We start from the raw sequence: 14,975 nt of genomic DNA, 5'->3' as shown, positions 1-14,975 counted from the left end.
CGAAACAGGATGAGGGCATAACCGTCATTTCAACCACCTATTTACATACAATCATATGCTTTCCCTATAACGGTGGACACCGGCATCACTTAATAGGCTTTTGCCGTTCAGCTTGCAACTTGGGAGTGATATTCAGAACTGACTACTTGCACCAGACTCTCACTGGCTCTGGCTCGCTTTGGCTTTGGATAAGTCCTTACTGTCTCCGTCTTCGTTTTTTGTTTTGTTCAATAGGTTTATGATAGTATAAATTAGCAGGATTGTCAACGCTGTTTCCAAAAGACTTCACATCTATATGGAAAATGGATTTTCTTTCTCCACTTTCCCTCTTTCCAGCATCTCCTTATATACATCTCGATCTTCCTTACTAATTGCATTACCATCCTCATAATACCCATATCCGTAAGAAATTTTACTAAAAAATTCATAATCATTTTCCATTACACTCTGATAATAAATTTCAAATAGCTGCTTTAAATCCTCTCTTTCCGTCAATGGCATCTTACGGGTTTTTGGCTCTAAATCCACTATTGTGTCCTTTCTGGATAAACGATAATGACTAAAGTGATAAAATACCAGAGGGAATTTTTCATTTACATAATATTCTTCATTTTTTCGGGATATAAATCGTCCCTGTATATTCCAGAATGCCACATTATGTCCTGGATCCCTTAATATGTATACATCATCTAATAATGCTGGTGCAAAATCCATCCACTTCTGATCCCATGCTAAAAATTCCTTTTCACTTAAATAACACTTATCATGAAGCTTCTGTTTCCACCATCGGATTGCCTCTCTTCCTGCCTCATTATTGCGAACTGCAATAAATCCAAGATTATAAATTCCATATCTTAAGAAATCCTGTGTTTTTGAAATACAAGTATCCCTATCTTCCTCCACAGATAACAAATGAGGAGTCAGAATTACTGAGTGCTGTTCCAGTTCTTCATAAACACGATCTAGTCTGTGGAACAGCAAAATGTCCGCATCAATATACATAAGATTATCATATTCAAACTTTTCTAACAAAAACTCCATAAAATATGGCTTAACAGCAGTATTTAATTCCACAACATCATACTTAAATGCCATGCTTTTAATATCTTTAATGCCTATCTCTTCTACATAATGAAAGTCAGCCACATCTTCATATTCCTTTATCTTGTCTGCGACCTGGCCATTCTGTACCTTATCCACTAACAAAACATGCAGCTGTGCTTCTTCATGATACTTCCTTACATTTTTCATCAGACTTATTGCCTGTGCAAAATAATTTAATGATACAATTGTACAAATTCCCTTCTTCATAAGCCTCTTCTCCTTCCATGTATTTCCTATTTGGCAAATAAGACCTTTACTATATTAATAAATGGATTATTAGGCAACTTAAATCCCTGAACTTTTTTTCCTTCATGAACCAGATATCGTTTTTCATAAATAACTGCTTTCTTTCTGGTATCCGGATCTTCTTCTCCATTCCGTTTTACTACATTTCCTTTCCACACAGTCCTTCCTGGTGAACACAAACTATATTCATTTTTAATTAATCCATCGAATCCAATTAATACGGTTTCTTTGCTTCCATCTGTATACAAAATATCCATATAGTCATACACCATTTCATTATACAAAACGGTTCCATAAATGCAAAACTCTTTATAACCTGTTTCTGCTATCTCATCTTCAAACTGAATTACCTGCCCTAAACAAACAATACTATCCCCTTTTTCATTAGGTTTTGGCAAAGTAAAGTTTCCCTTTGGAAGCATTTTTTCTTCTGTTTTCTGTTTATAATAGTACCATTCGTAAACAGCATTGCTTTCTTTTTTTGCATTTTCATATTCAAATAAATAGGTATTAAAATATGGTTCAAGTCCTGCCTCTTTCTTTTGTTCATTCCATGTATCATATATGTATTGAAACTCTTCCAGCACTTTTTTTTCATGTTCTGCAATTTCTTTAATAACGGAGCTTACATTGTCCTTTACCTGTTGCGTCATTTGCTCATTATGATAAGCACTAGTAAACACCATCCTTAAATAATTCCATTTGGATGACACCACAATTAACCGCTGAATCACGGATTCAAAAATTTCTGTATCCATAATTTCCTGAACTTCCCGAAGTGCCTTGGTAAATACAAGACGTGATCGATAAGTGTAAAGCAGACCATAGTAAAAAGGAACAAACAGCACGCTTTCCAGTCCCTCTACTTCTTTTTGCAAATCCATTGATTTGACTTCTTCTGCCAATTGAAGCAGTTCTTCATATGGGCTCTCTACTCTGCGATGAGCAAAAAAATCTATTCCGCTTCCAAGTGCCGGGAAAACAATTCCTTCATCCACGCACCCCGCTTCTGATAATACTGCATTATGATAGTTATCCAGCACATACGCAACAAATTCTTTTATATCAATCTCCTGAACCGTCTTCGTCTGGTCATATTCAAATGTTACTCCCCATAAATAGCTGTTGACAAATGTTTCTTTAGAAATTTTCCTTCGGATTCCAAGTTCATGTGGATCAATTACCGTAATAACATCATCACTTATCTGGATCAAAAAAAATGCTAAATGCTCCAGTACACCTTCTCCAGGTTTTTCCTCCCATATGCCTTCTTTTGTTAATCCAACTGACGCTGGCTTTCCCTTCCGTAATTCTTCCTTGCAGCGTTCTAAAAAGTTTTCAGCTCCATAAGCCTTATCATACTTTTTTAATTGTATTCCATAGTACTTTTCCAATAACTTATCCTGTTCAAAATACCTGACAACAATATTTTTTCCAACTCCTGGATTTCTTCCTTTGTTATACCCAAAATTAAAGGCTCCTGCAAACATAAGATTATACCTGCATCCAAACATTTCTGCAACATTTGCTAATATTTTGTCTTCACAAAAAAAATAATCATCTCTCCAGTACTTGTCAATCCCGTCATACTTCGCAACATACTCCATCTTTTTTCCTCCATCCTTCAAAAATGCTTCTCAAACATCTCTACATATATTATTATATAATTAAATATATTTTTTTCTAGAGGTGATTAACCAAAAATGCAAACAAATAACATGACACAGGGCACTCCTGCAAAACTGCTGACTGCTTTTGCCCTGCCAATTCTTGCAGGAAGCCTGGTTCAACAGGCATATACACTTGTTGATTCCTTTGTATTGGGCAAATTTGTAAATACGGAAGCTCTGACTGCTGTCAGCTGTACTAGCTGGATTTACTGGCTTATTATTAACATTTTTACAGGATTTACACAAGGCTTTTCCATCATTATATCTCAGCAGTACGGTGCAGGAGAAAATAAAAAAATGAAAAAAAGCATTGCAATGTCCAGTGTCTTATCTATTTTATTAACCGTTATCATTACTACGGCAGCCCTACTATGCATAAAAAAACTTCTGGTTCTTTTAAGAACACCGGATAATGTAATCAGCATGTCCGCCTTATATCTGTATATCGTTACTTCTGGTGTTTTTATTACCATGCTTTACAACCTGCTTTCTTCCTTTTTGAGAGCCATTGGAGATACTACAACCTCTTTTATAGCGTTAATTATCTCATCTGTTTTTAACATTGTATTAGATGCTATATTTGTAGTTAAGCTTAACTTGGGTGTTGCTGGTGTTGCAGCAGCTACTTTGATTTCCCAGATAATCTCCTGCATTATATGTTTTGCCAAAATAAAGAGATTAGAGATATTTCACTTAAACTCGGAAGACTGGAGATTTCATCTTCAAACTTCATGGAAACTGTTTAAGGTTGGCATTCCTCTGGCAACTCAGAATATTGTAATATCAATTGGCGGGCTTATTATGCAGGGTATTATTAATTCTTATGGATACGTTTTTACTACTGCTGTCTCATTAACTGGCAAATTAATCAATCTGATTCAGCAGACAGGTGTTTCCTTCTCAGTTGCACTTGGAACATATGTTGCCCAGAATCTTGGGGCAAACAAAACCCAACGGCTTAAGCAAGGTGTAAATGTCTGCCTAAAAATGAATATTTTATTTGCTGTTACATCAGGTCTCTTGTTTATACTGATTGGAAAGCCTGTACTAAGGCTCTTCTTAAATTCTAAAGGACAAGCTGCCTCCTTAAATCCCAAAATCATACATACAGCTTATTATTACCTGGTTATCCAATGCATTTTCCTGTTTGTTGTATATATGCTTTACACCTACCGTGCCGCACTACTTGGAAGTGGACAGACTTTTATTCCTATGGTATCAGGTATAGCAGAACTGCTTATCCGTCTGGCTGCTGCCTCCTTGCTCCCAATACTGATTGGAAAACAAGGTGTGCTTTTTGCTGATGTCATCGCCTGGTTTGGTGCAGGAGGATTGTTAATGTTTACTTATTATTCCAAGACTCTTTCTAAAATAAAACTATAAAATTATCCAAAGGAGAGCTTCATTAAAAATCAATGATGCTCTCCTTTTATTGCTATTGTGACTTGTTTTTTACAAACTTCTTAATTCCTTCAAATACCTCTTCACTGACAATATGCTCCATTCTGCAGGCATCCTTCTCCACAATTCCTTCTGATACTCCAGTAGTTTTCATTAAAAATTCCGTAAGAATCTGATGTCTTTCCAGCACGCTCTTTGCCTTCTTTAGTCCTAGCTCCGTAAGAACAATTCCTCCGTTTTCATCTGTAATAATATGCCCTGACTCCCTTAGAAGCCTCATAGCCCTGCTGACACTTGGCTTGCTAAAATTTAATTCTCTCGCAATATCAATAGAACGGACAGAACCATTCTTCTGGCTCAATATTAAAATAGTTTCCAGATAATTTTCTCTAGATTCATACATTCCGTACCTCCACCTCTCCAGAGAAACTACTGCTTGTGTTCTCCACTGCAGTACCTTGCACTTGAACAGTTACTGCATCCACATCCACAGCCGCTTTCTCCTGATTTACATGCCTTTACACGTTTTCTAATGATTAATGCCATAAGAATCCCAATGATTCCAATTACAATAAAATCAGTCACAGCAATCCATCCCTTCCTTACATGAGTTCTTCACTCGAATTACAATTGAAATATCCTGATTCTTTATCATTCCTCTTTTCTTCAGATGTTCTTTTACCTCATTGTACCAATTTGTTTCTAGCAATTCAACCTGATTGCTTTCCCCGATAAATACAACTTTTTCCTCTGCATTGGGCAAAACTTCCTGTTCCTGCTGGACTTTTCCCTGAATGGCATACATATTCTTACGATCAATAACACCTGCTTCTTCTAACAATGCCAGCATGCGATAAACAGTTGCTATTCCTATAGAAGAATCCTTTTCTACTGCCTGATAATAAATTTCCTTGCAGCAAGAACACTGGTTTTGCAAAATAATATCTATAATCAAGCTCCTTTGAGATGTCATTCTGCACTTTCTTTTTTTTAATTCCTCTATAATAAACTGCTTCTTCATTAATGTTTCGCTATCTCCCTTTTCATTTGCAGACATATGCAATTCCTCCTTGTGTTGCATATAGTTAGCCAAAGCTAACTCCTATGCAAAAAAATATAGTCTTCTCCTGTGATATTGATTATCATTTACATTTATTATAGCAGTCCTTTGCTAATATGTAAAGCCCAAACAATTTAAAACTGTCTGGGCTTTTTAATGAAAAGCAAAGTTTATAATACCTTTATTTTACAAGTTCGTTTTTTGCCATTTTGTGTTTTTATTGTTATTGTAGCCGCACCAGCCCTTTTTCCAGTTACGTTACCTTTTGCATCTACTGCTGCAATTCTCTTATCAGAAGACATAAATGTATATTTTGCATATACGCCACTTGGAACTGCCACTGGCTTCAATACATAATGAGTTCCTCTTTTTAACAGGACTGTTGTCTTTTTTATGTCTACTCTTGCAGGAACAGGTATCTTCACTGTAACCTTTCTTACAGTTTCATTTCCACTCTTATCCATGGTGTAAATAGTATATACTCCTGTTTTATTTACCCTAATTTTTCCTGAGTCACTGACTCTTGTCCCATTTCTTCCTTTTTTAAAGGATCGTATTGTACGTTCCCCTTTTAACCAGCGAACATTTTTTACTCCTGCATTTCCATAATCTCTTACACTTAAATCAACAGTAGCATATCCTTTGGATTTATATACGTTTGTCCTATATTGAATAGATGGTGCAGAAACGTCTTTTACATAGGCTGCATACGCATTGACCAGACCACCTGAAACTTTTTTTTCAATAGATTCCAGCTTTGTCGCATTTTGGATAATCTGTTTTTTAGCTGATGCTGCATTCATCCTATTTGTATAAGAATAAAGAAGGGCAGCTACTCCTGTTACATAAGGTGCAGCCATACTGGTTCCTGTCAAATAGCCATATTCTTTATTCGGAAGTGTACTATAAATTTCACTGCCAGGTGCCGCTACACCCACTCTCTTTTTACTATAAGTAGAAGATTTATGAAGCCTTCCATCACACCTTATATTTGCTACTGAAATAATATTTGAGAAGTTATAATAAGCTGGATAGTTTGGCATATATTCTATTTCTTCTCCGTCGTTTCCAGCTGCACAGACAAACAGCATTTTAGATTCTAACATAAAATCCCTTAATCCAGTATCCAAGTCTTCCATTCCTAAACTTATGTTACAGATATCTGCCCCATTAGCCTGTGCGTATTCCAGCCCCCACAATATGCTATAACTCGTAGCGATACAAGTATCCGGATCTCCCTTTTTACTATCACTGAACACCTTAACAGGCATTATCTTTACCTTGCTTTTTCCTGTCACGCCCCATACATCCTGATTCCCGTTTGCTGCGATAATTCCAGCACAATGTGTTCCATGGTCAGACTCATCTGTTACATCTGAATCATGATTATAAGCATTCCATCCATCATAATCATCTTTATAGCCATTCTTGTCATTATCAATTCCATCATCAGGAATTTCTTTTTTATTTTTCCATAACCTTCCCTGCAGGCCAGGGTGCTTTATATCTACTCCTGTATCAACTACGGCAACTGTCACACTTTTACCTTCCTTGCCACTTACCGCTTCCCATAAAGGAATTACATTTCCGTCTATTCCTTGCTTTGCCTGAATCAAAGACTCCCTATAAGAACTTTCTTCCGTAAACTGCAGGGTTCCATCATTCATTAATCCCCACTGATTTTTGGAAAATGTTATATTGCCATTTTTATAGGTTCCACTATGTGTTATGCTAGCTAGTTCATATTGAAAGTTTGGCTGCACCCATTGCACATATGTATCCTTATTTAAGGAAATTTGTGCATCCTGTAACTCTTTCTTATTGTCTGCCTTTGCCAAAACATAGCCCTTTTCAGATTTCAAAATTGTTAAATGGCATTTTCCTGTCATTTTATCTTTCCATTCTTCTTTACAGTCTGATGTAAACTTAATGAGCATTTCATTGTTTCTAAACTGGCTAAGTTCATACTGTCCTGAATGTTTAGTTTCCTCCTTAGCCTGTATAACATTTATCTGTCCCATTACACAGGAAATGATAAGCAATATACATAAAAGCATATTCCAGCTCTTTTTATTCATCCCACACCTCCACTAATAAAAAACTAGTTTTATTATAGCTTATAACATACCACAGTGCAATTATACTCTTTTATTGTTTTTGCTCCCTTTATATCATTTTCTTTGTTTCTTTGTCGCTTGCTTTCTTGTATTGAATATGATAAGGTACATATAATACATTTATATTTCCCAAAAAAGGAGTGATCGACTTGCACGAAAACTTAACACTATTAACAGATTTTTATGAATTGACTATGATGCAGGGCTACTACAAGAACAATACCAATGAGCGTGTTATTTTTGATGTTTTTTACCGTACCAATCCTTCTGGCAGTGGTTACGCTATATGTGCTGGTCTTGAACAGGCCATTCAGTATATTAAAGAACTGAATTTTAATTATGATGATATTTCCTATTTACGTAGTTTAAATATATTTGATGAAGACTTTTTACATTATCTTGCGGGATTCCATTTCTCTGGAGATATTTATGGGATTCCAGAAGGAACTGTTGTATTTCCAATGGAACCTTTAGTAAAAGTAATTGCACCTATTATGGAAGCTCAGCTTGTAGAAACAGCTCTCCTTAATATTATCAATCATCAGAGTTTAATTGCTACAAAAGCTTCTCGTGTCTGCTACGCTGCACAAGGGGATGCGGTTATGGAATTTGGCCTTCGCCGTGCCCAGGGACCTGACGCTGGAACACTTGGTGCCCGTGCTGCTGTTATTGGCGGCTGTGCCGGAACCAGTAATGTGCTTTGTGCACAGAAATTTGATATACCAGCCCTTGGTACTCATGCCCACAGCTGGATTATGAGTTTCCCTGATGAATTAACTGCTTTCCGCATTTATGCTGACCTTTATCCAAATAACACTACACTTTTAGTAGATACTTATGATACTTTACGTTCCGGTGTCCCTCATGCAATCCAGGTGTTTCAGGAGTTAAGAGATGCAGGCAAAATGCCCGTTAAATATGGTATCCGCCTGGATAGTGGTGACTTAGCTTACTTGTCCAAAAAAGCACGTAAGATGCTAGATGATGCTGGTTTTCCTGATGCGGGAATCTGTGCTTCCAGTGACTTAGACGAATACTTAATTGATTCTTTAAAAACACAGAAAGCAGCCATTGATTCCTGGGGTGTTGGTACCAACCTGATAACTTCAAAGGACTGTCCAGCATTTGGAGGTGTTTACAAGCTCGCTGCAATAGAAAAAGACGGAAAATTCATTCCTAAGATTAAATTATCTGAAAACCAATGGAAAATTACCAATCCTGGAAACAAAACCGTTTACCGCATTTATGATAAAGAGAGTGGTAAAATTAAAGCAGATATCATTGCATTGGAATATGAAAAATTTGATGAAAATGAAACACTTATGATTTTTGATCCAATCTCAACTTGGAAAAAAACTTATTTGGATCCAGGTACTTATACAGTACGTGAGCTTCTAGTTCCTATCTTCAAAAATGGCACTTGCGTGTATGAATCACCAAGTGTCCGTGAAATTAAGGATTACTGTGCAAATGAATTAAATACTTTATGGGATGAAACAAGACGTCTTGTAAATCCTCATGATGTCTATGTAGATTTATCCCAGGAACTATATGATTTAAAGTATTCCATTCTGGATTCTATGAATACAAGAAACCCAAAATAACGATTAACCGGCAGAACCGTTTCAAAAAACGGTTCTGTTTTTGCGATGCAGCCATAATAAAAACAAAACAACTTTAAACTAGATTTTTTTACTTTATATGCTATAATAAGATAGATTTTATTTTTAGACTAATTATTTAAGCAGAATATAAAGATAGGAAGTTATGTACATGAAAAAAAAGATAATCATTGCAGGTGCCGTTCTAATTGTGTTGGCTGGCGGCTTAGGGGCAAGACAAGTGGCAGTCTCCCAACATAAAGCTACCCAAGCTTCCAGTGGTGGTAAATATTACAATAACGAGGATGCCTATGCAGCTGGCAAAACGGATTCCAAAGGAGATACATTACCTTCACGTAATGAAGTAATAACCGCACCTGATAGTATTTACTGCCTTGTAAATAAGGAGTATTCATTGCCATCCGACTACGTACCTAGTGATCTTGTTGAACCAAATGTAACTTTTAGTATAGATTATGAGTCCGAAAAAAAACAATTACGCAAAGCTGCCAGTGCTTCTTTAGAAAAGATGTTTGAAGCAGCAAAGGAAAATGATTTAGAACTTGTTGCAGTTTCCGGATACCGTTCTTATAAACGTCAAAAAGAGATCTATGAAAAGAACCTGAAAACACGCGGAACAACTCATACCAGCCAGTATTCCGCAAAACCTGGTTACAGTGAACACCAGACTGGTCTTGTAATGGATATTTCCTGTAAATCAGTAAACTTTGATTTACAGGAATCCTTTGGAGAAACACCTGAAGGCATCTGGGTTGCAGAAAATGCTCATTTATATGGTTTTATTGTACGTTATCCAGAAGATAAATGCAAAATAACCGGATATGCTTATGAACCTTGGCATCTTCGCTTTGTTGGCATTCCTATGGCTACTTATCTGTATCAGAATAATTTAACATTGGACGAGTATTATCATTATAAGCCAAGTTATGATTTTATTACTGATGAATCAGATTATATAAATGATACTCCTTATATGCCAAGCACGAGCCAGCCAAGCAGTATAGCTCCTGTTGTATCTGTCGCTCCTAGTGCTGCAGCTCCTAGTGCAAAACCTGTAACCGTAAGCAAGGCTCCTGTAGCTGCCTCTCAAAAACCTGCTGCAGTTACACCACAGCCTAGCCTGGAACCATCCAAAGAACCTGTGGCTTCGGAAGAACCTGTGGCTTCAGAAAAACCTGCGGATAGTAAAAAACCTGTAGTAAAACCAAGTAAGGCACCTGTTCCAAGTCCTGAAGTTCCTGCAGCTAGTCCAGAAGCTCCATCGCCTTCACAAGCACCTGATAAGGATGATGATACCAGTAACGATTCTGAGGAATCTGGTGAATAATTTTATATAAACTACAGATATACTATAGAAATACTATTACTTAGGAGGAATATGTGAGAACTTTATTTGTTTTAATATTTTTAATATTATATTTTATTTATAGCATTCCTAGCCTCTTTATCATATGGCTTATTGGAAAAATAACCAAAAATGACAGGCTGGTTTTTAGAATTGCACAGGCACACGTTGCATGGGCTTTTGGTGTAATCTGCTTCCTTAGTGGAGTAAAAAGAACTGTTGTCGGACTAGAAAACATTCCTACTGGTACGCCAGTACTTTATGTAGCAAACCATAGAGGATTTTTCGATATTATCGTGTCTTATTCAGTGGTTCCTAACTTAACAAGTTTTGTTTCTAAGAAAGAAATTGAAAAAGTACCATTTATCAGACAATGGATGCAATGTATGAAATGTCTTTTCTTAAATCGGGACAATATCAAAGAAGGTATGAAAACCATCCTGACTGGTATTGAACAGATAAAAAAAGGTTACTCTATTTTTATCATGCCTGAAGGTACAAGAAACCACACTGACAAATTATTGCCTTTCCATGAAGGAAGTTTTAAATTTGCCCAGAAGACAGGCTGCCCAATTATCCCTGTTGCATTAACCAATACGGATAAAGCCTTTGAAAACCACTTGCCTTTTGTTGGTAAGGCAAATGTTACGATTATGTTTGGAGAACCGATTTACCTAGATCAGCTATCAAAAGAAGATAAGAAGTTTGTTGGTTCTTACACTCAAAAAATCATACAAGAAAATCTTGATAAGATTAATTCTGGTATGATAAAATAAATAAACTATACGAATGTATAATATCAATAAGGAGGTACATAGTCTTATGTATTATAATACATTTCCTATGTTAGCAATGATGATGAGTGGCTGGGGTATCGGTTTACTAATCGCTTTAGTGGCTGTTATTGCCGTTCTTGTCGTACTTTACCGTTTCGGTACCAAATTACAAAAACGCCAAGAAGATGCACAGTCTCAAATGCAAGCAAACTCACAAGTAGTTACTATGCTTGTCATTGATAAAAAACGTCTGAAACTAGCCGAATCCGGTTTACCAAAGATTGTTATGGAACAGACTCCAAAACTTGCACGCCGTTCTAAATTACCTATTGTCAAAGTAAAAATCGGCCCAAAGATTATGTCTATGATCTGTGATGAAAAAATCTTTGATCTAGTGCCTGTGAAAAAAGAAGTAAAGGCTACTATAAGTGGTATTTACATTATGGATGTAAAAGGTATTCGTGGCGGATTAGATTCTGCTCCTGCTAAAAAGAAAGGCTTCTTCAGAAGAATGTCTGAAAAAGCACAGTCTAAAGTAAATGAACTAAATGCACAAGAAAATAACGGAAAAAAGAAAAAGAAATAAGTCCATACCTGTAGCAAAAAGAAGGCAACCTTAAAAAGTTACCTTCTTTTTTATTTCTTAGTAAGTTCTTTCTAATTTCCACTGCTGGCCCAAACCACCCCAATAACTCCACTGGCAGATATTTGCTCCTGCATTTGGACTTACTTCATATAAATCTAGGCAGCCATTTAAATTTGAAGCTTTGGTTAAGAATACATAATTTCCATTCTCCACCTCATGAATTTTAAACTTCTGCATTTCTCCACCCCAGCTGTTCCATTGCATAATATTTGCTCCATCTGCCGCACTTCCACTGTCTACATCCAGACAGCTTTTATAACCACTAGCTCCAGTTAAAATAGAATAATAACCATTGCCATCTGATACTATTTTAAATTTTTGTGCATCACAGCCATTAAAATGCCATTGTCTTATGTTTGTTCCATCTGAAGTCTGGCCATTGTACACATCTAAATACAGACCGCTACTACAGTTCTTGAAAAAATAGGTTCCTTCAATAGAATCTCCTGAAGTAGCAGGTTCTAGTATCCATTGTTGTCCTTCTCCACCCCAATAATTCCACTGGCAAATATTCGCTCCTGCATTTGGACTTACTTCATACAAATCTAAACAGCTTCTATAATTTGACGCCTTTGTGTAAAATGCAAACTTTCCATTTCCTAAGTCTTCTACCTTAAACTTCTGCATTTCTCCACCCCAGCAGTTCCACTGCATAATATTTGCTCCATCTGAACTACTTCCACTATCTACATCTAGACAGCTTTTATAACCGCTTGCCCCCGTTAAAACATAATAGTTTCCTGAACCATCAGATACTAACTTAAACTTCTGTGCTTCACATCCGTTATAACTCCATTGTCTTATGTTTGTTCCATCTGAAGTCTGGCCATTGTATACATCTAAATACAGTTTGCTACTTCCATTTTTAATATAATACACTCCGTCTAGTTTTTTTGCAGATGTACTACTGTCAGAATTAGAGACATTGCAATCATTGGATATCTTAGAACCCCATATTGCTTTATTATCGTTTCCAATCAAGGTAAATGTCATGGTTTCTTTGTGGGCACTGGATTCATCGTACTGTTTAAAGAACACGCCTTTATAGGTAACACCACTTATTGTCATGGTACAATAATAACTTCCTTGACGTTCTGTCCAGTTCCCCTGATAAGAACCTGCAATAGTTCCATCTGCTTTTAATGCAATTTTTTGAGTTGGAAGCATTCCTGTATATTCTGCTTTTGCTGCAAGCTGGTGATTTACGACCTCGTAAGTTCCTACAATATCCTCGCTGGAATACCCACTCTGTGAAATTCTGCTTCCTAAATACTCATATACTGCTGTCACTGGCCATCCATCTTCATTCATAAACTGCTGATGTACACGAACCTGATGTTCCTCTGTACCTCTATTGAACCTAGTATGGTAAATCAGGTATCTCTGGCCATCGTCATCAATCAGCGCAGAGTTATGCCCACCAGACATGTAACCTCTTTCATTTAACTCTCTTCCTCCAGCAGATGAAAAAGAACTAAAACTATAGTTACCAAATAACTTGATTCCCTTTCTGCTCTTGTCATTAGAAGCACTGGTACAGACTGCATTATTGCCACTTGCGTCCGTATAAGGGCCTGTAATGTTTCGTGAGCGGAATAAGCGGATATGGTATCCACTGAAACTGTCTGTGGCATTAAGACCACAGTAAGATTCATATAGATAGTAATATTGTGTGGCTGGATCCCAGACAATATAAGCCCCTTCTCCACTAGTTCCGTATCCCCCTGAAATTCGCTTTCCTAAATACTGGTCAGACTCATTTGTAATGGTTTGATAAGTATAGGAATAATCACGTAATCCAGTATTGGCATCCAGTTTCAGAAGAAAGATTCCTCCAAACCAGGAACCATATGCCATCCAAAGGTTACCGTCTTTATCATATGTAACACATGGATCAATTGCATTTGTTCCGTATGAAGTATTCCAAGCTCCATTTCTAAGATACCTTCCATCAACATTATTGGTTCCAGTTACTCTTGCATAATCCGTTTCTCTTGCCTGAGCCAGATTGACAAAACCAGAATATACAACTGTACCTGCATAGGTATAAGGACCTGTAACATTGTCTGCCGTTGCCATGGCAATAGACGAATACTGTCTGTCTCCATTTACACTCATGTACATACACCATTTTCTCATAGAACGGTTGTAAATGACATCCGGAGCCCACAGGTTTCCGCTGATATTGTAGGAACTGCTTCCGTGAGCAGACCATGTTCCTGCCTTTCGGAACACATTTGCATAGTCATAGTTAATGTTAGTAGTAATGGTATTCCAGGAAGTCAGATTCGAAGAAACCGCATCGGCCATATGCGAGCCAAATAGATAATATTGTCCATTTGCCTTGACAATTGACGGATCATGTACCGAAACTCTGGATGTACTCATTGCTGCTGCCTTTACTTCATTAGCACTTTTGGTAAATGCCACTGGACTCCATGTGGCAATCATGCTGCAGGCTAATAAAGAAACTGCCACCTTTTTAACCTTGCCCCTCATTTTTGGTATCATATGCATACCTCCTAGTATAATAATGATGTAGTCAATTAAGACTACTTAGTTAATAAGTTTCTATAAATCTGATAACGGAAGAAGGTGTTCTCCCTTCATCAGATGTTATCATAAATAATTATCATGTCTGACGGTTCCTGATAGACACCAGATAAAACATAAGGTATTATCTCTTAGGATAGGACAAATAATGTTTTCCTCCTTGGGATGCTGAAATATCAGCGGATACCTACAATTAAGTCAATTAGTCCATTCGACAGGGTTTTATGTTTTAGCTGGTTGGGAGCCAAAAGGCAATACCCGAATAACGCGCTAGGTTGTGTACCTGCCAGATTGGAAATGGATTCCTGTCAGAAAGGAGCTCTTGCTCATGTCAAATAATGTTATTTTTAATCTTGATGAATTATTTATCTCTGTTGGTATTGATGTTGGTGCTGACTTCTCCTGGATGTCTATTGCACTTCCAAACCAGCAATT

At 36.9% G+C, this 14,975-nt stretch carries 12 protein-coding genes; 5 read left to right on the top strand and 7 right to left on the bottom strand.

What is annotated here, in order from left to right; all coding sequences use genetic code 11:
* Positions 1–291: 291 nt before the first annotated feature.
* Entirely contained in the window at positions 292–1,311 is a 1,020-nt protein-coding gene (locus BMY85_RS06655) for a hypothetical protein (protein ID WP_092477492.1), read from the bottom strand.
* Positions 1,312–1,337: 26 nt separating this feature from the next.
* The gene (locus BMY85_RS06650) at positions 1,338–2,957 is read right to left on the bottom strand and encodes a hypothetical protein (RefSeq protein ID WP_092477491.1); all 1,620 of its coding nucleotides are present in this window, start codon (positions 2,955–2,957) and stop codon (positions 1,338–1,340) included.
* Between the two features lie 96 nt (positions 2,958–3,053).
* On the opposite strand from BMY85_RS06650, the gene BMY85_RS06645 reads away from it, so the two are divergent.
* A complete protein-coding gene (locus BMY85_RS06645) occupies positions 3,054–4,403 on the top strand; it encodes an MATE family efflux transporter (protein ID WP_092477490.1) in 1,350 nt (449 codons plus the stop codon).
* Positions 4,404–4,455: 52 nt separating this feature from the next.
* Here BMY85_RS06645 and BMY85_RS06640 read toward each other — a convergent pair whose 3' ends face one another.
* From BMY85_RS06640 to BMY85_RS06625, 4 genes are all read right to left on the bottom strand, one after another.
* Positions 4,456–4,824: a metal-dependent transcriptional regulator gene (locus tag BMY85_RS06640; RefSeq protein ID WP_092477489.1), complete on the bottom strand. Its 369-nt coding sequence runs from the start codon at positions 4,822–4,824 to the stop codon at positions 4,456–4,458.
* 26 nt (positions 4,825–4,850) lie between these two features.
* Entirely contained in the window at positions 4,851–5,006 is a 156-nt protein-coding gene (locus tag BMY85_RS06635) for a FeoB-associated Cys-rich membrane protein (protein ID WP_278280381.1), read from the bottom strand.
* On the bottom strand, positions 4,999–5,478 hold the full coding sequence (locus tag BMY85_RS06630) for a transcriptional repressor (RefSeq protein ID WP_242939688.1): 480 nt from the start codon (positions 5,476–5,478) through the stop codon (positions 4,999–5,001). Before BMY85_RS06630 ends, BMY85_RS06635 begins: the two co-directional genes overlap by 8 nt.
* Positions 5,479–5,651: 173 nt before the next feature.
* Positions 5,652–7,559: a S8 family serine peptidase gene (locus tag BMY85_RS06625; protein WP_092477488.1), complete on the bottom strand. Its 1,908-nt coding sequence runs from the start codon at positions 7,557–7,559 to the stop codon at positions 5,652–5,654.
* A gap of 188 nt (positions 7,560–7,747) precedes the next feature.
* Here BMY85_RS06625 and BMY85_RS06620 point away from each other — a divergent pair, with 188 nt between their 5' ends.
* From BMY85_RS06620 to BMY85_RS06605, 4 genes are all read left to right on the top strand, one after another.
* Positions 7,748–9,202 carry a nicotinate phosphoribosyltransferase gene (locus BMY85_RS06620; RefSeq protein ID WP_330387228.1) on the top strand — a complete coding sequence of 485 codons (1,455 nt, stop codon included), beginning with the start codon at positions 7,748–7,750 and terminating at the stop codon, positions 9,200–9,202.
* 169 nt (positions 9,203–9,371) lie between these two features.
* Positions 9,372–10,547 carry a M15 family metallopeptidase gene (locus tag BMY85_RS06615; protein WP_177180671.1) on the top strand — a complete coding sequence of 392 codons (1,176 nt, stop codon included), beginning with the start codon at positions 9,372–9,374 and terminating at the stop codon, positions 10,545–10,547.
* Between the two features lie 53 nt (positions 10,548–10,600).
* Positions 10,601–11,341, top strand: a complete 741-nt coding sequence (locus BMY85_RS06610) for a lysophospholipid acyltransferase family protein (RefSeq protein ID WP_092477486.1) — start codon at positions 10,601–10,603, stop codon at positions 11,339–11,341.
* Between the two features lie 82 nt (positions 11,342–11,423).
* Complete coding sequence (locus tag BMY85_RS06605; RefSeq protein ID WP_092477609.1) at positions 11,424–11,927, top strand: hypothetical protein; 504 nt, start codon at positions 11,424–11,426, stop codon at positions 11,925–11,927.
* A 57-nt stretch (positions 11,928–11,984) separates the two neighbouring features.
* Here the strand turns inward: BMY85_RS06605 and BMY85_RS06600 are convergent, their stop codons facing one another.
* On the bottom strand, positions 11,985–14,498 hold the full coding sequence (locus BMY85_RS06600; protein WP_092477485.1) for an RICIN domain-containing protein: 2,514 nt from the start codon (positions 14,496–14,498) through the stop codon (positions 11,985–11,987).
* Positions 14,499–14,975 lie beyond the last annotated feature (477 nt).

It is taken from the genome of [Clostridium] polysaccharolyticum, assembly GCF_900111595.1.
Classification (GTDB): Bacteria; Bacillota; Clostridia; order Lachnospirales; family Lachnospiraceae; genus Clostridium_AI; species Clostridium_AI polysaccharolyticum.
The sequence above is the reverse complement of the archived record's forward strand: the minus strand, read 5'-3'. Positions and strand labels throughout refer to the sequence as shown.

What these genes read in the sequence shown, in the direction of transcription:
- BMY85_RS06600 (WP_092477485.1), bottom strand. Translation starts at nt 14,498, where the DNA reads ATGATACCAAAAATGAGGGGCAAGGTTAAAAAGGTGGCAGTTTCTTTA.
- BMY85_RS06625 (WP_092477488.1), bottom strand. Translation starts at nt 7,559, where the DNA reads ATGAATAAAAAGAGCTGGAATATGCTTTTATGTATATTGCTTATCATT.
- BMY85_RS06605 (WP_092477609.1), top strand. Translation starts at nt 11,424, where the DNA reads ATGAGTGGCTGGGGTATCGGTTTACTAATCGCTTTAGTGGCTGTTATT.
- BMY85_RS06640 (WP_092477489.1), bottom strand. Translation starts at nt 4,824, where the DNA reads ATGTATGAATCTAGAGAAAATTATCTGGAAACTATTTTAATATTGAGC.
- BMY85_RS06655 (WP_092477492.1), bottom strand. Translation starts at nt 1,311, where the DNA reads ATGAAGAAGGGAATTTGTACAATTGTATCATTAAATTATTTTGCACAG.
- BMY85_RS06645 (WP_092477490.1), top strand. Translation starts at nt 3,054, where the DNA reads ATGCAAACAAATAACATGACACAGGGCACTCCTGCAAAACTGCTGACT.
- BMY85_RS06615 (WP_177180671.1), top strand. Translation starts at nt 9,372, where the DNA reads ATGAAAAAAAAGATAATCATTGCAGGTGCCGTTCTAATTGTGTTGGCT.
- BMY85_RS06630 (WP_242939688.1), bottom strand. Translation starts at nt 5,478, where the DNA reads ATGTCTGCAAATGAAAAGGGAGATAGCGAAACATTAATGAAGAAGCAG.
- BMY85_RS06650 (WP_092477491.1), bottom strand. Translation starts at nt 2,957, where the DNA reads ATGGAGTATGTTGCGAAGTATGACGGGATTGACAAGTACTGGAGAGAT.